This window comes from Limnohabitans sp., assembly GCF_044373035.1.
Classification (GTDB): domain Bacteria; phylum Pseudomonadota; class Gammaproteobacteria; order Burkholderiales; family Burkholderiaceae_C; genus Limnohabitans_A.
This window is the reverse complement of record NZ_JBILQU010000034.1, coordinates 1-19,518: the sequence shown is the minus strand read 5'-3', so window position 1 is coordinate 19,518 and position 19,518 is coordinate 1. Positions and strand designations below refer to the sequence as shown.

19 protein-coding genes are annotated in these 19,518 nt (G+C 59.8%); 6 read left to right on the top strand and 13 right to left on the bottom strand.

What is annotated here, in order from left to right; translation table 11 throughout:
- Positions 1 to 40 precede the first annotated feature (40 nt).
- From ACIQ47_RS07210 to ACIQ47_RS07185, 6 genes are all read right to left on the bottom strand, one after another.
- A complete protein-coding gene (locus ACIQ47_RS07210; protein ID WP_396437495.1) occupies positions 41 to 787 on the bottom strand; it encodes a TetR/AcrR family transcriptional regulator in 747 nt (248 codons plus the stop codon).
- Positions 788 to 914: 127 nt separating this feature from the next.
- The gene (locus ACIQ47_RS07205; RefSeq protein WP_396437494.1) at positions 915 to 1,454 is read right to left on the bottom strand and encodes a shikimate kinase; all 540 of its coding nucleotides are present in this window, start codon (positions 1,452 to 1,454) and stop codon (positions 915 to 917) included.
- Between the two features lie 143 nt (positions 1,455 to 1,597).
- On the bottom strand, positions 1,598 to 2,980 hold the full coding sequence (locus ACIQ47_RS07200) for a type IV pilus secretin PilQ (RefSeq protein WP_396437493.1): 1,383 nt from the start codon (positions 2,978 to 2,980) through the stop codon (positions 1,598 to 1,600).
- A 74-nt stretch (positions 2,981 to 3,054) separates the two neighbouring features.
- Positions 3,055 to 4,137 (bottom strand): hypothetical protein, encoded by a 1,083-nt coding sequence (locus ACIQ47_RS07195; RefSeq protein ID WP_396437492.1) that lies wholly within the window; start codon positions 4,135 to 4,137, stop codon positions 3,055 to 3,057.
- Positions 4,134 to 4,769 carry a hypothetical protein gene (locus tag ACIQ47_RS07190; protein WP_396437491.1) on the bottom strand — a complete coding sequence of 212 codons (636 nt, stop codon included), beginning with the start codon at positions 4,767 to 4,769 and terminating at the stop codon, positions 4,134 to 4,136. Before ACIQ47_RS07190 ends, ACIQ47_RS07195 begins: the two co-directional genes overlap by 4 nt.
- 2 nt (positions 4,770 to 4,771) lie before the next feature.
- Positions 4,772 to 5,506 (bottom strand): hypothetical protein, encoded by a 735-nt coding sequence (locus ACIQ47_RS07185; protein ID WP_396437490.1) that lies wholly within the window; start codon positions 5,504 to 5,506, stop codon positions 4,772 to 4,774.
- Positions 5,507 to 5,691: 185 nt separating this feature from the next.
- Here ACIQ47_RS07185 and ACIQ47_RS07180 point away from each other — a divergent pair, with 185 nt between their 5' ends.
- Positions 5,692 to 8,082: a penicillin-binding protein 1A gene (locus ACIQ47_RS07180; protein WP_396437489.1), complete on the top strand. Its 2,391-nt coding sequence runs from the start codon at positions 5,692 to 5,694 to the stop codon at positions 8,080 to 8,082.
- A gap of 51 nt (positions 8,083 to 8,133) precedes the next feature.
- On the opposite strand, the gene cyaY is transcribed toward ACIQ47_RS07180, so the two are convergent.
- On the bottom strand, positions 8,134 to 8,463 hold the full coding sequence (gene cyaY, locus ACIQ47_RS07175; RefSeq protein ID WP_396437488.1) for an iron donor protein CyaY: 330 nt from the start codon (positions 8,461 to 8,463) through the stop codon (positions 8,134 to 8,136).
- A 12-nt stretch (positions 8,464 to 8,475) separates the two neighbouring features.
- Here cyaY and ACIQ47_RS07170 point away from each other — a divergent pair, with 12 nt between their 5' ends.
- Complete coding sequence (locus tag ACIQ47_RS07170) at positions 8,476 to 8,718, top strand: lipoprotein (RefSeq protein WP_396437487.1); 243 nt, start codon at positions 8,476 to 8,478, stop codon at positions 8,716 to 8,718.
- A 77-nt stretch (positions 8,719 to 8,795) separates the two neighbouring features.
- Positions 8,796 to 10,073 (top strand): diaminopimelate decarboxylase, encoded by a 1,278-nt coding sequence (lysA, locus tag ACIQ47_RS07165; protein WP_396437486.1) that lies wholly within the window; start codon positions 8,796 to 8,798, stop codon positions 10,071 to 10,073.
- Between the two features lie 10 nt (positions 10,074 to 10,083).
- Here the strand turns inward: lysA and ACIQ47_RS07160 are convergent, their stop codons facing one another.
- The 3 genes from ACIQ47_RS07160 to msrP all read right to left on the bottom strand — a co-directional run bounded on the left by ACIQ47_RS07160 (position 10,084) and on the right by msrP (position 13,136).
- Positions 10,084 to 11,331 carry a HipA domain-containing protein gene (locus tag ACIQ47_RS07160; RefSeq protein ID WP_396429440.1) on the bottom strand — a complete coding sequence of 416 codons (1,248 nt, stop codon included), beginning with the start codon at positions 11,329 to 11,331 and terminating at the stop codon, positions 10,084 to 10,086.
- Between the two features lie 175 nt (positions 11,332 to 11,506).
- Entirely contained in the window at positions 11,507 to 12,112 is a 606-nt protein-coding gene (locus tag ACIQ47_RS07155) for a sulfite oxidase heme-binding subunit YedZ (RefSeq protein ID WP_396437485.1), read from the bottom strand.
- Between the two features lie 28 nt (positions 12,113 to 12,140).
- Positions 12,141 to 13,136, bottom strand: a complete 996-nt coding sequence (msrP, locus tag ACIQ47_RS07150; protein WP_396437484.1) for a protein-methionine-sulfoxide reductase catalytic subunit MsrP — start codon at positions 13,134 to 13,136, stop codon at positions 12,141 to 12,143.
- Positions 13,137 to 13,363: 227 nt separating this feature from the next.
- Here msrP and ACIQ47_RS07145 point away from each other — a divergent pair, with 227 nt between their 5' ends.
- Positions 13,364 to 13,750, top strand: a complete 387-nt coding sequence (locus tag ACIQ47_RS07145; RefSeq protein ID WP_396437483.1) for a response regulator transcription factor — start codon at positions 13,364 to 13,366, stop codon at positions 13,748 to 13,750.
- A gap of 43 nt (positions 13,751 to 13,793) precedes the next feature.
- On the opposite strand, the gene ccsB is transcribed toward ACIQ47_RS07145, so the two are convergent.
- The 3 genes from ccsB to ACIQ47_RS07130 form a co-directional block, all read right to left on the bottom strand.
- On the bottom strand, positions 13,794 to 15,104 hold the full coding sequence (gene ccsB, locus ACIQ47_RS07140) for a c-type cytochrome biogenesis protein CcsB (protein WP_396437482.1): 1,311 nt from the start codon (positions 15,102 to 15,104) through the stop codon (positions 13,794 to 13,796).
- A complete protein-coding gene (locus tag ACIQ47_RS07135) occupies positions 15,101 to 17,227 on the bottom strand; it encodes a cytochrome c biogenesis protein ResB (protein ID WP_396437481.1) in 2,127 nt (708 codons plus the stop codon). The genes ccsB and ACIQ47_RS07135 overlap by 4 nt, the downstream gene beginning before the upstream one ends.
- A 200-nt stretch (positions 17,228 to 17,427) precedes the next feature.
- The gene (locus tag ACIQ47_RS07130) at positions 17,428 to 18,060 is read right to left on the bottom strand and encodes a c-type cytochrome (RefSeq protein WP_396437480.1); all 633 of its coding nucleotides are present in this window, start codon (positions 18,058 to 18,060) and stop codon (positions 17,428 to 17,430) included.
- A 195-nt stretch (positions 18,061 to 18,255) separates the two neighbouring features.
- Here ACIQ47_RS07130 and yihA point away from each other — a divergent pair, with 195 nt between their 5' ends.
- Together yihA and ACIQ47_RS07120 are read left to right on the top strand one after the other, a co-directional pair.
- The gene (yihA, locus tag ACIQ47_RS07125; RefSeq protein ID WP_396437503.1) at positions 18,256 to 18,927 is read left to right on the top strand and encodes a ribosome biogenesis GTP-binding protein YihA/YsxC; all 672 of its coding nucleotides are present in this window, start codon (positions 18,256 to 18,258) and stop codon (positions 18,925 to 18,927) included.
- 153 nt (positions 18,928 to 19,080) lie between these two features.
- The coding region (locus ACIQ47_RS07120; RefSeq protein ID WP_396437502.1) for an alpha/beta fold hydrolase at positions 19,081 to 19,518 on the top strand (438 nt) is incomplete at its 3' end.

Sequence of the window (19,518 nt, the reverse complement as noted above, 5' to 3'; positions counted from 1 at the left end):
CTCCTTGGGTCGTTACGTCAGTGTGGATGGGTGGGGAAAATCAGTCGTGGGTCGGCTTGCGACGGGCCTTGGGCACGGCCACGAGCTTGGGCGGTTGGGGAGCGTCATCTGGCGCGGTGGCGGCCAGTGTGCCAGGGCCTGCATAGCGGGCCAGGATGTGCTGAAAGCCTTGGCGGGCACGGTCGGCAGCGCTGGGGTTGCGCAAAAAGCGGGCCTCGTAATGCAGCGCCAAAATCAGGCCATGGATTTCAAAAGCGATCTGATGGGCATCGGACACGCGGCTGAGTTGGCCCTCGTCCTGGGCCAGCTCCACAGCCCGGCGCAAAGCGGTTTGCCAAGTGAACACCGAGGAGGCCAGCGCGTCGCGCACCGGACCGCTGCGGTCGTCAAACTCGACCGCGCCGCTGATGTAGATGCAGCCGGAATCGATCTCGGCCGAGGTCTGCACCATCCAGTTGTCAAACAGGGACTGCAGGCGCGGCAAACCTCTGGGCTTTTGCATGGCGGCGTAAAACACCTCCGACTCGAATCGGTCGTGGTATTGACGGATAACAGAAATCTGCAACTCTTCGCGCGAGCCGAAGTGGGCAAATACGCCCGATTTGCTCATCCCGGTGACTTCGGCCACCGCGCCAATCGACAGACCTTCCAGACCAATTTGCGAGGCCAAGCCCAAGGCAGCGTCAATGATGGCCGCCTTGGTTTGCTGACCTTTGATCAGCACACGGCGGCCATTTTCGGCAGCGGGAGAAAGCTCAGTTTTGCGCGTGTTTGGGGTGTCGGTCATGGTGCATCAAAAAAAGAACGATCGTTCTATTCTGCACCAGTTTTGCGACCCACACGCATGCGCCTGTTCACATCAGGGTAAACAGGGGGGTGTTGAGCGTTGAACGCTGAACGCTGAACGCTGAACGCTAAGTCCCAGCCTGATCTTTCAGCGGCAAATGTCCCGCCAACTCCAGCTGCATGCAAATCATGTTGACCAGCATGGCCACCGAAGGGCGGCCGGTTTCGATGACAAAGTGCGCCGCTTCTCGGTACAGCGGATCTCGCGATGCGAACAAGGTGCGCAAACGGCTGAGCGGGTCGTCCACCTGAAGCAAAGGGCGGGCGGTGTCATGGCGCACGCGCCGAAATACATCTTCCGGTGTGGATCGCAAGTAGATCACCTGGCCACGTTCATGCATATGCCGTCGATTGGCTTCGCGCAAAACGGCACCGCCCCCCGTGGCGATCACGCCCTGCTGCGTTTGCGTCAACTCGTCGATCACCTGCTGCTCCTGATTCCGGAAACTGTCCTCGCCCTCGCGGGCAAAAAACTCCCGGATCGAGCAGCCCAGGCGGTGCTCGATCTCATGGTCGGAATCGACAAACGGCTGGCCAAGACGGCGCGCCAACTGGCGGCCAATGGTGGTTTTGCCCGAGCCGGGAAGGCCCACAAAGATGATGCTCAAAGGAAGTCTCTTGCAGAAAAAAATCAGCGTCAGCCCCCAAGCCTGGGGTTTAGGGTTCGCGGCCTGCCAGTGTATTCGACGTGGTTGGGGGCCTTGCCACCGAGCTGCCCCACGAACAGCCACAGACAGAGGCTCCACTGACCTCAGGGCGGCACTGCGGCCGGACCATCGGCCATGACGCGAGGCGTCAAAAAAATCAGCAACTCGCTTTTGCGCTGCGCCTGGTCGCGGTTCTTGAACAACCAGCCCAAGCCCGGTACATCCCCTAGACCCGGCACCTTGGCTTCGTTGTTGCGGTCGGTCTCTTCGTATATACCGCCCAGCACCACGGTGCCGCCGTCCTCCACCCGCACTTGGGTCTTGACGTGCTTGGTGTTGATGGCAAAACCAGCCGGGGTGATCTGGCCCACACTGTCGCGGTTAACGTCCACTTCCAGCACCACCGAGCCGTCGGGGGTGATTTGCGGCGTCACCTCCAATTTCAGGTTGGCCTTGCGAAAAGTGATCGAAGTCGCGCCACTGGCCGATGCGGTCTGGTAAGGCAATTCGGTTCCTTGCTCGATCAAGGCCTTGGTTTGGTCGGCTGTGACCACCCGGGGGCGCGAGACCACCTTGCCTCGGCCATCGGCTTCCAGTGCAGAAATTTCCACGTTGATGAACCGATCGGCCGCCGCGTTGAACAAGGACACCGCAAAACTGGCAGGCGTGTTCAATGTCTGCCCAGCCGAGCCGGCAGGCAACTTGACCTGGTTGCCGGTCACCACCCCTGCGCCTGTCTCGGCATTGCCCGCCCCCAAAGCCAGTGTGTTGGCCCGTTGGTTCACACGCAAGGGCACTGCAAAGCCCGCCCCCAAACGCACGCCCAGCGATTGTCCGAACTGGTCATCGGCCTCGACAATACGGGCCTCAATCAGCACCTGGCGCACGGGAATGTCCAGCTGGACCAACAGTTTTTGCACCTCGAACAGACGCTGGGGCAGGTCTGAGACGAACAGCTGGTTGGTGCGCGGCTCGGCCAGCACACTGCCCCGACTGCTGAGCCAGCGGCCCCCACCACCCGATCCAGCCCCTTGCAAGCGCTGAGCGACATCCGTGGCCCGGGCATATTGCAGACGCATGCTCATCGTCTGCACCGGGCTCACGGACTCCAGCGCGGCTTGGGCTTCAAGTTGCATTTTTTCTCGCTGAGCCCATTCGCCCTGCGGAGCCACCCACAGCACTCGCCCATCCTGGCGAGAAGCCAGTCCCTTGGACTGCAACACAATTGTCAGGGCTTGTGGCCAAGGCACATTGGTCAGCCGAACCGTCACCTGGCCCTTCACGCTGTCGGTAGCCACCAAGTTCAAGCCGGTGAACTCGGCAAATACCTGCAGCAAAGTGGTGATCTCGACATTCTGAAAGTTCAGACTGATGGGCCGAAGATCATCGGCGGAACCTGGAGCGATGGCACTCTTGAAAGCTGGAGGTTCACTCCAAATCGTCGGGCTTGCCTGCTGAGGGGTTTGCGCCTCCACAACAGACGCCACACAAAAGCTCAAACAACACTGTGCGGCAAGCCACACCGGGTTTTTGCAAGCGCTGAAAAGAAGTGAACTGGATCTCATCGCGTTGCCTTTTCCAAACCGATCACCTGCACCGGACCTTGCGCAGAGCGCAAATGGACCTCCCGGGCGTGAATGCTCTGCACCACATGGCCTTGCGTGCCGATGCGTTGGCCCACCCGGGCAGACACCCAATGGGGTCCAGCCATCAAAATAAGCTGCGCGTCCTGCGCATGCTGCCAAATGCCCGCCAGACGAACTTGCTCCAAGGGCCAATCGGCAGGGTCAGGCGAAAACAGCGCAGTTTGCAAAACCGAAGCCCGGTTCTCTTGCGCTGAGGTCCGCGACTGCAAGTCAGCCCCGGTTTGCGAGGACACCGGGTCCTCGTCCTTGAAATTCAGGGCCGCCACCGAAGAAGCCACGATTGGCGAGGGCGTCGTCACAAAGACAGGACCAACTGCCCTGGAGCGCAACGCAACTGAGGCAGGACTGGGAAACATCGCACCAGGCGCTAGCGCTGCGCCCCCACCCGGTGTGCTCGTTGCTGCCGGAGAAAGCCACAGGCGCAACACGGCTTCGATGGCCACCTCGCCGCCCTGGGGGGTGACGCGCAAACGCTCAATGCCCCAAACTGGGCCGCGGGTGTTCATGGCAGCCCAAACGGCCACCCAATCGTCAAAGCGTGCCTGCAACCGCAACGCCACGGCCTGGCTGGACCAAGCGCCCATGGGGCTGGCGGGCTCAGGTCGCAAAGACAACAAACGCACGCCGTGTTGCGCGAACAAACGCTCCAGTGCTGGCCAAACTGCGGACTGCGTGCCCTGGACTGGCCACCACGCCATGACCTGTGGCGGGCCCGTTGGCGCGTTCAAGTCCGCCTGGGCTGCTGGCCCATTGCTGGTCTGCTTTTGCTGCGCCAGAAGTTGCGCCCGCAGGTCGTGCACCTGAGCCTCACTTTCCCACAACGCGTCCAAGGCTTGGAGTTGCCCGCTGCCTACCCCAAGCAAACCCAACCCCAATCCGGCCAGTGCAAATGCCCAGCGGCGTGCCAACCAGCGCCACCGGTCGCGCCACAGTCTGGGCCAACCCAGTCGCCAAGGAGGGGCCAAGGCACGCCAGGTCAATGCTCGGGGTTGCATCATGGCCGCTCCCTGCCGGGCTCGGCCTGTTGCCGGTCTATGCCAGAGGCCGCGGCAACGCGGCCCGGCCCCGACTGCGGCCAATGGGCTTGCCAGACAAACTCTTGCATCGCCCGAGCGGCTGCGTTGTCTGCACCCGACGCATTCAGCAGGCTGACCAGTGTCCAGGCTTTGTCTCGCGCAGGGTCAGCCAGTGGCACAGACAAGCGCGCTTGTGCCTGCGCCATTTGCTGCAAATTGATCGCCTGGCCGTGCAACTCCAGGGTTTGTGACTCGAGCTGAAAGCGCAACAACTGCACCGAGTCCGGGCCTGCTTCCTGCAACAAGGCCTGATGCAAGGCCTCCCAGGCCTGTAACTCCGCCTTCAACGCTTGAACATGTGCGGCTTGCTGCTGCCATGTGGTGTGCTGCGCCTGCAGGGCCTTGTCAGTCGCCAACTGGGTTTGCACCTGCTTCATGCGGGACTGCAGCAAGGCGCGTTCTTGCTCAAGATGCAGCCGTTGTTCCTGTACCCCCGCCATCCACCACAAGGCCGTCAGGCCACCCACCACCAAACCGGCCAGGAAGGTCCACCGGCGGTGAAAACTTCGGCGCTGGCTCGCCAAAGCAGGGTATTGCAAAAGGTTGAAGGCCATCGTTACAGCCAGGCTTTGAGCGCCAGACCCGAGGCCACCAGGCGCGGCCCGGCGGCCGATTGCAGGGCCTGTTTCAACAACACATTCCATTCCACAGGGGCCCTGCCCAACCCTTGCCATTGACCCAGGTCTTCATCCACCGTCAAATCGAATTGCCAGTCTTGCGGGGCTTGCGTGAGCAGGCTGTCCAGCCCACCTTTGAGGTGGCAAACCGCCCGATGGGCTGCGTACCAAGCGGGCTCGACGCTGTCGAGGTGCCAACCGGCCGTACGCACCTCGTCCCTGAGCGCCAGAATTTGCACCTGATCGCAACCCACCCAATGCACGCGGGTCAGCGAGCCTTGGCTCACCGGATCGGCTTCAAAATCAAAATTGACCTCATCGGGCGCCAAGCCCAGCACCTGCGCCACCTCCAGTTGCACCTCGCTGGCCCAGTCATCGCGGGGCAATTCTGCAGGCAACTCCAAGACCCCCGCCATCACCTTGTCTTCCGCCAAGGCCACCGAAACCTGCTGGCGCGCACGCACGCCCACCCGCCTCAAGCCGTCGCTGAATCCAAAAGCTGCGTGATCCGAGCCCGTGGGTGTGATTTTTTCCATCGCTTGCACCCGAACACCCACCACTTTGTGGAATGACAAGCCCATCAAGGCCCAGTCCTGCCCATCCGAAGCCAAGCCCCAAGCCCGCCGCACCCGACGACTGGCCAGTTGCTGCCAAAACCGCGACCAAGATGGCATGATCCTCCCTGTCCAAGCCTAAGATGGCTTGTGTTGACAAGTTTTGTAACATGATTTTGCTGGGAGAACAACTCATTTTTATACTCAAAGTATTCATATTGACAGACCCGCCACTGTGCGCACCCTCAGGATTTTTATAATGCAAGGCGTTCGGTAATCCGCTGGCCGCACCCACCCCAAGCTCTATGCCCCAACAAGACACTGCTCCGGACGCCCCTAAAAGAGCCTCAAAAACCAATCCCCCTGCTTCCAGCGCATGGGCCTGGTTAGTCAAGCTGGCCTTGTGGGCCTTGGGCTTGCTTGCGGCAGGCTTATTTTGTTTGCTGATGGTCGTGGGCGTGGCCATGGTGACGGCCTACCCCAACTTGCCAGACATCTCGGATCTGGCCAACTACAAGCCCAAACTGCCCCTGCGCGTGTTCACGGCCGATGGTCAGTTGATGGGTGAATTTGGTGAAGAGCGCCGCAACCTCACGCCCATCCAGGAGATCCCACAAATCATGAAAGACGCGGTGCTGTCCATTGAGGACAACCGCTTTTATGACCATGGTGGCGTGGACTACCTGGGCATTTTGCGTGCGGGTTTCGCCAACATCGGTCGCTTGAAAAGCCAAGGCGCATCCACCATCACCATGCAGGTGGCACGCAATGTCTACCTGTCTTCCGAAAAAACCTACACCCGCAAAATTTACGAAATCCTGCTGACCTACAAGCTCGAACACCTGTTGACCAAGGACCAGATTCTGGAGATCTACATGAACCAGATCTTCCTGGGCAACCGGGCCTATGGTTTTGCCTCGGCAGCAGAGACCTACTTTGGTAAGTCATTGAAAAACATCACCATTGCCGAAGCGGCCATGCTCGCCGGTCTGCCCAAAGCGCCCTCGGCCTTCAACCCCATCGCCAACCCCAAACGCGCCCGCTCACGCCAGCTCTACATCATCGAGCGCATGGAAGAAAACGGCTACATCACCGCCAGGCAAGCTGCTCAAGCCAAAGCCGAGCCGTTGGCTTTGAAGTCATCAGGCAACAAAAAAACCCTGCACGCCGAATTTGTCGCAGAAACCGTCAGGCAAATGGTGTTCGCTCAATATGGCCAGGACACCTATACCCGTGGGTTGAACGTTTACACCACCATCCAGTCACAGGACCAAATGGCGGCCTACCAGGCGTTGCGCCAGGGTTTGATGGATTTTGAGCGCCGCCAGGTTTACCGTGGACCTGAAAAATTCATCAACCTGCCCAATGACCCCAAACTGGCCGAAGACCTGATTGACGAGACCCTGGAAGATCACCCGGACAACGGCGATGTGGTGTCCGCGGTGGTGCTGGAGGCATCCCCTAAAAAAGTCGTGGTGGTCCGACAAAACAGCGAACAAATCACCATCACTGGCGACGGCCTCTTGCCAGTGCAATCAGGCCTGTCAGACAAAGCACCAGAGGCCAAACGCCTACGCAAAGGTGCTGTGGTCCGCATTGTTCAACTGCCCAAGGGCCAGTGGGAGCTCACCCAATTGCCAGAAGTCGAGGGTGCTTTTGTCGCCTTGACGCCGCAAACAGGCGCCATCCGGGCCCTGGTCGGCGGCTTTGACTATGCCAAGAACAAGTTCAACCATGTCACACAGGCGTGGCGCCAGCCTGGCTCCAGCTTCAAGCCCTTCATCTACTCAGCAGCCCTGGAAAAAGGCATCTCACCTGCGACCATGGTCAACGATGCGCCCTTGTTTTTTGATGGCGGTGTGACGGGCGGCCAGCCGTGGGAGCCCAAAAACTACGACGGCAAATTTGATGGCCCCATGAGCCTGCGCACCGGTTTGGCCAAGTCCAAGAACATGGTCTCCATTCGCGTGCTGCAATCGGTGGGCACCCGCCCGGCCCAAGAGTGGGTCACCCGCTTTGGCTTTGACGCGGACAAACACCCGCCCTACCTGACCATGGCCTTGGGCGCAGGCTCGGTCACGGTCATGCAAATGGCCACGGGTTATTCGGTATTTGCCAACGGTGGCTACCGAGTCAGCCCCCACTTGATCAACCGCATCACCGACTACAAGGACCGCTTGCTGGTCGACAGCCCTGCCCCTGAAATCGATGAAACGTCAATACGCGCAATACCCCAACGCAACGCTTTTGTCATGACCAACCTGATGCAGGAAGTGACCCGCTCCGGCACGGCCGCCCGTGCACAAGCGACACTCAAACGGCCGGACATTTACGGCAAAACCGGCACCACCAACGATGCCATGGACGCTTGGTTTGCGGGTTACCACCCGCAACTTGCCGCCGTGGTCTGGATCGGTTACGACACACCGCGCAAACTCGGCGACCGTGAGACGGGGGGCGGCCTGAGCTTGCCTGTTTGGATCAAGTACATGGAAACCGCCTTGCGGAACCTGCCCATCACTGAGCCCAAGCCGGCAGAGGGCTTGGTCCAAATCGGGGGCGAATGGTTTTATTCGGAGTTTTCAGGCAACAACGGCATTTCTGCACTGGGCGGCAACAACGACACCAGTGGCCAGGCAGACGCCGTGCAGCCGCAAGAAGAACGCAAGCGGATACTGGATCTGTTCAGAAATTGAAGCCCTTAAAGCCCCTGGAGGCCTGACGCACGATGCCACTGGCCCAATCGCTCATGGACTGAACGTCAAGCTTTGTCCTGATTGTTCCGAAGCGAAGCGCGTCAGGCTCTGCCAAAACTCCCCCTGGCCCTTGGTGTCTTGCCAGTGCGCGCCGTCAAACTTGTAATGAAAGCCGCCGCAGCGGGCCGCCAGCCACACTTCGTGCAGGGGCTTTTGCAAATTGATCACGATCTGGCTGCGGTTGGGGAAAGTCAAAGTGACCATGCCGCCCACCCTTTGGTTGTCTACGTCGGCATCGGTGTCGTCGTTCAGACGATCGCAGCTGATCTCTACGCCCGTCAGCAGGCGTTCAGCTTGGTCCAGAAATTCAAGGTCGGTCATTACAATCGCAGCATGTTGAAGGTGATGAAGATTCTAGTCATGCTGCATGCCCTTGTTGGCGGTGCGGCCGTATTGAGCGCTTGCGGTCAACGAGGCCCCCTGGTCCTGCCCACCACGCCGGCTTCGGCCGGGCGCGCCACCTTGCCCCAAACACTGAACCCACTGCACTCGCCCCCCAAGGCCTCGTCAAGCGCTCCTGCACCCTCTGGCCAAGCCACCACACCGCAACCGATTCCGGCTGCAACGCCTCGATAACGAACACAGACCCAAGCTCAAGCCCCGTTGACACCTGCCTACTTGACATCCCTTTTTACCCCGAGCCTTCTTAACCCATGACCTCTCACACCCCACTCCCCGGACAACCCCACATCGCCTATGTGGGCGACCAACTGCATGTGGAGGGCGTGGTGCTGTCCCAACTGGCCCGCGAACACGGCACGCCCTTGTTTGTGTACTCCAAAGCCGCCATGCTCTCGGCCCTGGCCGCCTACCAGCGCGGCTTTGCCGGCCGCCCGGCGCAAATTTGCTACGCCATGAAGGCCAACTCCAGCCTGGCCATCCTGCAAGTGTTTGCCGAGGCCGGTTGCGGCTTTGACATCGTCTCGGGGGGTGAACTGGCCCGCGTGCTGGCCGCAGGCGGCGACCCAGCCAAAGTGATTTTTTCGGGTGTAGGCAAGACTCGCGCTGAAATGAAACAAGCGCTGCAAGTGGGCATTGCTTGCTTCAATGTGGAAAGCGAAGCCGAACTCGATGTGCTGAGCGAGGTGGCCGTGAGTCTGGGCAAACAAGCCCCGGTCAGCCTGCGCGTGAACCCCAATGTGGACCCCAAGACGCACCCCTACATTTCGACCGGCCTCAAGGGCAACAAATTCGGCATCGCCCATGAAGAAGCACTGCGCGCCTACCGCCACGCCGCCAGCCTGCCGGGCTTGAAAGTGGTGGGCATCGACTGCCACATCGGCTCGCAAATCACCGACAGTACGCCCTATCTGGACGCCATGGACCGCGTGCTGGACCTGGTGGCCGAGGTCGAGTCAGCGGGCATTCCGATCCACCACATCGACTTTGGCGGCGGTCTGGGCATCAATTACAACGGCGACACACCGCCCGAAGCCGATGCGCTGTGGGCACAACTGCTGGCCAAACTCGATGCCCGTGGCTACGGCCAGCGCCAGCTCATGATTGAACCGGGTCGCTCGCTCGTGGGCAACGCGGGCGTGTGCCTGACCGAGGTGCTGTACCTCAAACCCGGCGAGCAAAAGAATTTCTGCATCATCGACGCCGCCATGAACGACCTGCCCCGCCCGGCCATGTACCAAGCCTTTCACCAGATCGTGCCCGTGCAACCCCGCTCAGGCGATGGTGTCGTGTACGACGTGGTCGGCCCGGTGTGCGAGAGCGGCGACTGGATCGGCCGCGACCGTCAGCTGCGGGTCGCAGCGGGTGACGTGCTCGCCGTGTTGTCGGCAGGCGCTTACTGCATGAGCATGGCCAGCAACTACAACACCCGAGGCCGTGCAGCCGAAATTCTGGTGGATGGCACAAAGGCCCACCTGATTCGCCAACGCGAGTCGGCGTTTGACACTTTTGCTCTGGAGCAGTTGGTCTGAGGCTGCGCCTTCACAAACCCGCAAAACGCGATTTCAAACGCTGGGCGTTGAGGGCGCAGACGGTCTGCATGGACTGCCCCAATGTGCGCATCGCAGCGGCTCGCTCCCAATAAGCCACCGCCCAATCGCGCGCCGCATCGGTCAAAGCCGGGTCAACAGCCAAGGCATGAGGTGCTCTCAAAGGCTCTGCATCCAAGCTGCCGCTGTGGATGCTGGGCCGCCACATCATGGGCAACATGTCGTAAATCGGTGCCAATTCAAATCGTGGGCGCATCACGTCTTGAACAAAAAAAGACAAATTACCAAAGTGCATGTCGGTGTTGCCAATGAATTGCCCAAACACATAGGCTTGGGTCGCAGTGCTCAGGTCGCCCGAAGGCAACAAGTTCATGTCATGCAACGCCCGGCAAGTGCCCACCCAGTGCTGACGCGGAGTTTGGACGAAATGCTCGTGCACGGCTGAGGCAGCCACCAAGTGGCGGTAGCCAAATTCTGCAGTCCGATCAAAACGCCGAGACAACAAAAAAGTGCGCGTCGCGCTCTCGACAATGCGGGTCTCGGCACTGGTCATGCCGTTTTCGCGTAGCACATCGAGGGCCAGTTTTTCCAGATGCAACAAAGCATGCCATCGCTCACCAAACGGCGTACCGCGAGGTGGGCTGAATTTGACAAGCCAGCGAAGACCATCGGGTTCACGCCACAAAAATTTCGGTTGCTCCCCCCCTGCGGATGAACCCGCTGGCAAGCTGGTTCCCACTTGAGCAGCCAACCGATCAAACGTCTGCGCCAGGCTTTGTGCAACATCACAAACAGCGACGTGTGCGACCCCTGCAGGCCCTTCTATGGCAAAAGCACCACTGGCCTCACGCACATGGTTGACCGTGAAATACAGCACTTGCTCCAGTGACCAACGCTCAGGATCTGCAGGAAAATCCGGACGCAAACGGGCCAGTTGTCGCCCCAAAAAACCTTGGGGCTGCAGAGGCGTCAAAAACCAAGGCAAGGCCGCGTGAGACAACCACTCCTGCTTGCCGCTGCGCACATGCACGCGGTTGCCGCTCAGATAAGTCAGCTCACCAAAGTGACGGGGCACACCATCCGCCCCATCGCACAGCAAACTGTGCCGGGCTGGCAATCCTTGTATATTTTTTGTCAATGCATAGCGCGTGCTGCGCGCTGCACCCAGGCGGGCCACGCCACCCGCTGACTGCCCGAGCCCCATGGCCTTGAGCGCCAATGAAATGCTGGGCTGGCTCATGCCAGTTGCTGACTGCAACTGGGCGGCGGTCAGTTCTGGCGACTGCGCCAGTAACTGCCGAAGAGTGATTTGAAGTGATTTACCAGCATCCATCATGGATAGATACTTTATCCCAAGTGACTATCGTTAAACGACTTTATTGGATATTTACTGAAATTAATTAATAGATAAAAGTTTAGTGGGCGCGTTGCGTCCAAACCCGCTTCACGCGCCAGCCCAGCAAACCCGCCAAGATGCCCGCATAAACCAGCACCTCGTCAAAGTCCTGCTTGCCCGCGCGCATCCACCAAAAATGCAGCACGGCCAACACGGCCACCGCATAAACACCCCGGTGCAGCAGTTGCCAGCGCTTGCCGCCCAGCCAGCGTACGGCCCGATTGAACGAGGTGGCGGCCAGCGCCAGCAAGATCACAAAGGCACTGAAACCCAACCAGATGAAGGGGCGCTTGAGGAGATCTTGCAGCGTGTCGGCCAGGTCAAAGCCCATGTCAAACCAGGCGTAGCACAGCAAGTGCAAACTGGCATAACCAAACACCAGCAAACCCAGCATGCGCCGAAACCGCAACAGCTCGGGCCAGCCCAGCAGTTCGCGCAAAGGGCTCACGGCCAGCACCACGCACAGGCTGCGCAGCGTCCAATCGCCCGTAGCGCGGATCAGGGCCTCTGCCGGGTTGGGCCCCAGCTGGTCCTGCAGGGTTTGCGCCAGCAACCAAGCACAGGGCATGCAGCCCAGCACCAGCAATGCCCACCAAGCGGCGGGATGACGCAGCGCCGCCCTCATGCCCTCAAGACGTTGACCCGCAGCGGCATCAGAAGAATTTCTTCAGGTCCATGCCGGCATAAAGCTGGCCGACCTGTGTCTCGTAGCCGTTGAACATGAGCGTCTTGCGTTTTTTGGCCAGCAAACCGTCTTCGCCAATGCGCCGCTCGGTGGCCTGGCTCCAGCGCGGGTGGTCCACATTCGGGTTCACATTGGAGTAAAAACCGTATTCTTGAGGTGCAGACTTTTCCCACGAGATCACCGGTTGCTTGTCGGTGAAACGGATCTTGACCAGACTCTTGCCGCTCTTGAAGCCATACTTCCAGGGCACCACCAAGCGCAGGGGCGCGCCGTTTTGCTTGGGCATCACCTCGCCATACATGCCAAAGGCCAGCAAGGTCAGGGGGTGCATGGCCTCGTCCATGCGCAAGCCTTCGAGATAGGGCCAATCGATCACACCCGAGCGCAGCCCCGGCATGGTTTTGGGGTCGGCCTGGGTCACGAACTCCACAAACTTGGCACCCGGCAGGGGCTCCACGCGCCGGATCAGATCGGCCAGCGAATAACCGATCCAGGGAATCACCATCGACCAGCCTTCCACGCAGCGCAGGCGGTAGATGCGCTCTTCCATGGCACCCCACTTCAGCAGGTCTTCCAAGTTCACGCGGGCGGGCTTCTTCACCAAGCCCTCGATCTCCACGCTCCAGGGATCGGTCACGAGTGTGTGGGCACGCTTGGCCGGGTCGGCCTTGTCGGTGCCGAACTCGTAAAAATTGTTGTACGTGGCGGCATCTTTGTAGGGCGTGAGCTTGTCCAAAACCATGGCACCCGCCATCTTGGTGGGCACCGAGGCCAGGGGTGGCAGCTGGCCGGGCCGGGCCATTTGAGCCTGGGCGTCGCGCAACCCCCAGCCCGCCAAAGCCAGGCCCGCCGAGCCCGCGGCGAGCTGTCGCATGAGGTCGCGGCGGGATTGGTAAGCCGCCTGGGGGGTGATGTCGCTGGACACAGGGTGCAAAAAACCCGATGAAGAAGAGCGGATGATCATGTGATGGGCCTGGTTGAAAATTGCCTAAGCTTCATTGTGAACGCTCCCAATCACTTTTGCACAAAGGGGCCTAAAGTCCCGCAACAAGAGGCAAGCCATGCCCAATTTTGGACCGACAAGCACCGGCATTGGACGTCGCCAATATGCGATCACTTTAAGGCTATGCCCACACGCCATGGCCTTTGAGCTGTCGTTAAAATGAACCTTCACCTTGTTTTTAAAGCCCCGTGTCCAATCCAGCCCTGATCGAAGTGGTCGATGACGATCCAGACATTCGGCGCATGTTGCAGCTGGTGTTGGAGGCCCGAGGCTTCAAAGTCCGCACCCACGACGGTGCCCATGCTTATCTGGCCGCTGAGCCCTTGACCGAGCGGCGCGTGATGCTGCTCGATGTGCGCATGCCCAAAATGACGGGCGTAGAACTCCAAGCCCAAATGGTCAAAGCAGGCAACCGCATTCCCGTGATTTTCATGAGCGGCGAGAGCTTGCCCCATGAAACCCTGGCTGCGCAGCAATCGAACGCGGTCACCTTCTTGTGGAAGCCCTTCAGAACCGAGGCCCTGCTCAACGCAGTCAGCCATGGCCTGACGCTGTACGACCAGCTGTCAGACTAAGGCGCCAAGACCTTTGCGGTCAGCAGAGGCTTCGCCCCTGAACTCACAGTGTGCCGTAGCTGTGCAAGCCGCTCAGGAACATGTTCACGCCCAAAAACGCAAAGGTCGTGATGCCCAAGCCCACCAAGGCCCACCAAGCCGCCACGGTGCCGCGCAGGCCCTTCATCAGGCGCATGTGCAGCCAAGCGGCGTAGTTCAACCAGACAATCAGGGCCCAGGTCTCCTTGGGATCCCAGCTCCAATAACCGCCCCAGGCCTCGGCCGCCCACAAAGCACCCAGCACGGTGGCGATGGTGAAGAAGGCAAAACCCACGGCGATGGATTTGTACATCACATCGTCGAGGATTTCAAAAGACGGCAGGCGCTCGGCAATGCGTCGTCGACCCAACAAAATGCCCGCCACGATGAAGGCGGACACCCCGAAGTAAACCATCCAGTAGCTGCTGGTCTGATCATTGGCGGTTTGGCGGAACACCACCGGCTCAAAACACAACACGATGCCCAACAACCACAAGGGGGCCAGTTTGTACCAACGTGTCTCGCCAGCGGTTTGCTTGATCAAGTAGGCAAAAGCCACCATCGCAGCCAGGGCAAAGGTGCCATACCCAATGAAGTTGGCCGGCACATGGATCTTCATCCACCAGCTCTTGAGGGCAGGCACCAAGGGCTGAATGGCATGCGCCTCGCGCACCAGCGTGTACCAGAGTAAAAAGCCCACCGCTGCACTCACCACCAACATGACAAACGCACCCAAAGCACGGGTCTTGTACTGCGCTTCGTAGTAAAGATAAAAAGCCGCCGTCATCCAGCAAAACATGATGAAAACTTCATACAAGTTGCTGACCGGGATGTGACCAATGTCCGGGCCCAACTGGTGGCTTTCGTACCAGCGCACCAAGGTGCCGATCAAGGCCAAGCCCACCGCCACCCAAGCCATGCGCGAGCCCAAAGACTCCATGGCATCGCCCTGGCCGCGAATGAACATGCCCGCCCAATAAAAAACGGTGCTGATGAAAAACAGCAGGCTCATCCACAAAATGGCCGACTGGCTGGACAGGAAATACTTGAGCAAAAACACCTGCTCGGACCGCGCCAAATCGCCTTGGTAAAGGTAGATGGCCAAGAGCGACAAACCCGTCACCACCAGCACCAGGGTGCGCAGCGGCCGCCAGAACCAGACCAGCCAGATCACCGCGGGCAAGGTGCCGATCAAAATGCCTTGCTCGTACACATCCATGGCGTGCTGGTAGCGGATGAAGGCGAACACTGTGCCCAACAGCGCCAGCAAGGCAAAGCCCCAATCCAGGGCCGAGCGGCTCGAAAAATAGCCGGGGTTCAAAGTCACAGTCGTCATGGTGTTTTCTCGGAGCGGCCCAGCAAACGGGCGGTCAGTTGTTCAAATTCACGGTCCACGTCCATGGTCTTGCGGTTGGACGACAAGGCCAAGCTCGCTTGGGCACCCTCGCCCTGAGGTGACAGCCAGACCCACAAGCGACGGTCCCGAACATACAGCATTGCAAAAATACCCATGATCAAAAAGGCACAGCCCAGGTACACGATGGACTGGCCAGGCGCTCTGGCCACCTGGAACACGCTGGCTTGCACCTGCTTGAAATCCTTGAGCAAAAACGTCATGGGCGCGGGGTAAAACGACGCGTCAGACAGGGCCAGCACTGACTGTGACATGAAGCCCTGCACTTTGTCGGCGGGCAAAGGTTGGGCTGCGGCTTGCTCGCGCGCCACGGCGTCCAATTCGAGCAAGGTACCGTTCAGGATGCGCACAAACATCTCGCCTGCACGGGCGCGCTCGGCCTCGGGCACGTTGGCCTCCAGAAAATCTGCCAAGGCCTGCAGGCCCGCTACTTTTTGGTCCTTGACCTCTTCTCTGCCTGCAAACAAACCCAAAGCGCGCTCAGCTGAATCGGCCAGTTGCTGGGTCAATTCGGGTCGTTGGGGGTCCACCGCCTTGCGGGCATAACGCTGCACCGCCCGCGCACGCAGCTCGGGCGTTTCCAGGGCAGAACGCAATCGGATGAAACCGGTCAACTCGCCGTTTTCGTCTGCGGGGGGGCGCAAGTAGCGAAACGGCTCACTGGGCGTCTCGCGCATGCCGAGCAAGAACACCGGCACACCATCGCCCGTGTCCACCGGCAACATGTAGTTGTTGTATTCACGCGCCTGGCCAGCCGCATCGCGCAGCTTGTAACTCACGCTGGGGCCCACATTGCGCAGGTCTTTGGTTTGCGTGGTTTTGTTGCCCGCGCCCAAGCGCTCATCGATGGCGCTGCGCAAATCCACCTTGCGCACATCCACCGCCGTGCCTTGGGGACCTTCGCCACCCGACATGTTTTCGACATTGATGACGCGCAGCCCGGTGAACTCCAGGCTCATTTTTTCGTTGCCATTGGTCAGGTCGGTGCTGCCACCAATGGTGCCTTCCACTTCAAAGGACTTGGTGGCTGCCGCCATGGGTACGGCTTGCAAAGTGACCTGAGAGCCACCGTCGTCAAAGCTGGACTGGTAAATGTTGATGCCTTTGAAGCTGGCCGGGTGGTTCACCTCGACACGCGCTTGCTTTTTCTCACCCGTGGCCTTGTCGTGAATGACGATGTCGCTGGCAAACAGCTTGGGCATGCCGGTCGAGTAGTACTCGACAATGAATTTTTTGAGCTCAATGACAAAGGGCAGCTCCTGTAACAAGATGCCGTTGGACTGGTTCAGGATGGCGGTGCCCGACGCGGTGTCTTCAGCCACCAGCAAATTGGCGCGAAACGCCGGGTTGCGCTCGGACAGGCGGTGCTGCGCAGGCACATCGGCGATCAGGCCACCGCCGTTGTAGATTTCCTTACCGCCAAACCACATCTGGGCGCGCACCGCCAGATCGCCATCGAGCAAGCCCCCCACACACACCAACACAATGGCCGAGTGCGCCGCGATGTAACCGATCTTGTTGGCCGCACCCGCCTTGGCCGCCAACATCCAGCCCTTGCCTGCTGGGGTGTCCCGCTCTTGCAGCTTGACCTTCCAGCCTCCCGTGGCCAGCAAGGCCCCCAGTCGCTTGGCCGCCGCCTCGGGCGCTTCATTCAGATGACCCTCGGCCTTGTGGTGAAAGGCTTTGAGACTTTGCTCGCGGATGTTTTCCTTGTAATTCTTCAGGTCCACCAGGATCTTGGGCGCGTTGCGGGCAATGCACAGGCTGGTGCTGAGCACCAGGAACGCCAAAATCAACAAGAACCACCAGGCGCTGTAAACACTGTTGAGCTTGAGTGTGGCAAACAACTCGGCCCAAAACGGCCCGAACTGGTTGATGTAGTTGTTGGTCGGCTCGTTTTGCTTGAGCACCGTGCCGATCACCGAGGCGATGCAAATGATCGTCAGCAAGGAAATGGCAAACCGCATCGACGCCAGCAACTCGATCACGGCCTGCCCTCGGGGCGAGCTGCGCTCGGATTCAGGGCTGGTTGCAACAATCGTCATGGGGTATTCAAAAAAGAAGCCAGCAAAGAAATGGCGGGACAGGGCCCGCCAGAAACGTTCAAGGCCGGAAAACCGGCCTTGGTGCGTGTCATATCAGCCGATTCTTAATTATGACCGAGAGCCCTGCCCGTGGTCTTGAAACCCCCTGAGGTTCACAGGGCAATACGGACACGTGCCCAGGTCATCACCCGGTCAAATAATCAGCGCAGACCCGCGATGTAGTCCGACACCGCCTTGATTTCACGGTCGTTCATTTTGGCGGCGACCTGCGTCATTTGCAGGTTGTTCTTGCGCACACCTTCACGGAACATCACCAATTGGCCAGCGGTGTAGTCAGCGTGCTGACCCGACAACCGTGGGTACTGCGAAGGCATACCCGCACCATTGGGTGAATGGCAGCTCGCGCAAGCGGCGATTTGGCGGTCAGGGATGCCACCGCGGTAAATGCGCTCGCCCCAGGCCACGGTCTCTTTGGCGTTGGCAAAGCCGGGTTTGGCTTGCTTGGAGGCCAGCCAAAAAGCGATGTTGCGCATGTCTTCAGGGCTCAGAGCAGCGACCATGCCGCTCATGACGGCGTTGGCACGTTTGCCCGATTTGTACTCTTGCAATTGTTTGAGCAAATACTCTGGGTGTTGCTGGGCCAACTTGGGGTTGGCTGGCGTGGTGGAGTTGCCGTCTGCGGCATGGCAAGCCATACAAGCTTGGCTAAAAATGGCTTCGCCTTTGGCAAGGTCGGGTTTGGCGGCTTGCGGCGCAGGGCCGGCAGCCAAGGCAGAACCGGCCACCAAAGCGGCTGACAGGGCGGTGGTCAAGAGAGAGAAAATCGACTTCATGGCGTGATCCAAGAGTTGGCGCAAAACCCCAAGATTCTACAATGAGGTCTGCGTCAGTTTCCTGACGACCCAAGGTATCCCTGATTTATGAGCTCCCGCCCCCATGTTCGCGTTCCTGCCAGCCCCCCCAAAGCCACCAAAGCCAGTCCGGCCGTGGTTTCGGCGGTGCGCAACAACCCCGCAGCTGTCACGCCCATGGGCTGGATGCACACCGCCCGTTTTTTGACCACCGCCGCGCAACTGCACCACCTGCCCGAGATGGACACGCCCGAAATCGCCTTTGTGGGCCGCTCCAACGCGGGCAAGTCCACCTGCATCAACACCCTGACGCAAAAAAAACAGCTCGCTTTTGCCTCCAAAAAACCCGGCCGAACCCAGCACATCAACCTGTTCGCTTTAGGCAAACAAGGCATCACCGACACCGTGCTGGCCGATTTGCCCGGTTACGGTTATGCCGCTGTGGCCAAGATGGACAAGTTGCGTTGGCAGCAAGTCATGGCCAACTATTTGGTCAGCCGCGAAAATCTCAAAGGCATCGTCATGATGTGCGATCCGCGCCATGGCCTGACCGAACTTGACGACATCCTGCTGGAAGTGATCCGTCCGCGTGTTGAGGAAGGCCTGAAGTTCCTGATCATCTTGACCAAGGCCGACAAACTCACCCGCGCCGAACAAGCCAAGGCCTTGTCGATTGCGCGACTGCAGGCTGGTGGCGGTGAAGTCAAACTTTTTTCAGCCCTGAAAAAACAAGGTGTTGACGAGGTGGCGCAACTGCTGTGGGACTGGACTCACCCGGCCGAAGGTGCAGCGCAGGACCCGGTGCCCAACGAGCCACCTGAAGAAGAACCCGAAGCCCTGGACGAGTGAGCCCCAGCCTTTGACAGCAACAGGATCGCCGCCTCTCAAGGAGTGCCCCCCGTGTCCACATCCCCCACCAACATTCAGACCTGGCAGCAGGACCTGACCCACGGCATCACCCTGAGCTGCCGCGCCTGCGGCGATCAGGGCCGTCCCGTGCTGATGTTTCTGCATGGCTTTCCGGAAGCCGCCTGGGTTTGGGACCCTTTGCTGGTCCACTTTTCCAAACCCGAAAACGGCGGCTACCGCTGCGTAGCCCCCAACCTGCGCGGCTATGAACGCTCCAGCGCCCCAGACGATGTCAAGGCTTACCGGGCCAAGCACCTGGTGCAGGACATCGTGGCCCTGATTGGCCTGGAATCGGGCCATGCCCCGCTGGCAGCATTGGTCGCCCACGACTGGGGGGGTGCAGTGGCCTGGAACCTGGCCAACCAGCACCCCGAACGGTTGTGCCAACTGGTCATCATCAACTCGCCCCACCCCGGCCCTTTCCTCAAAGCCTTGCAAAATGACCCGGCGCAACAAGCGGCCAGCGCTTACATGAACTTTCTGGTGCAGCCCGATGCGGCCGCGAAACTGGCCGCCCAAGACTTTGAACGC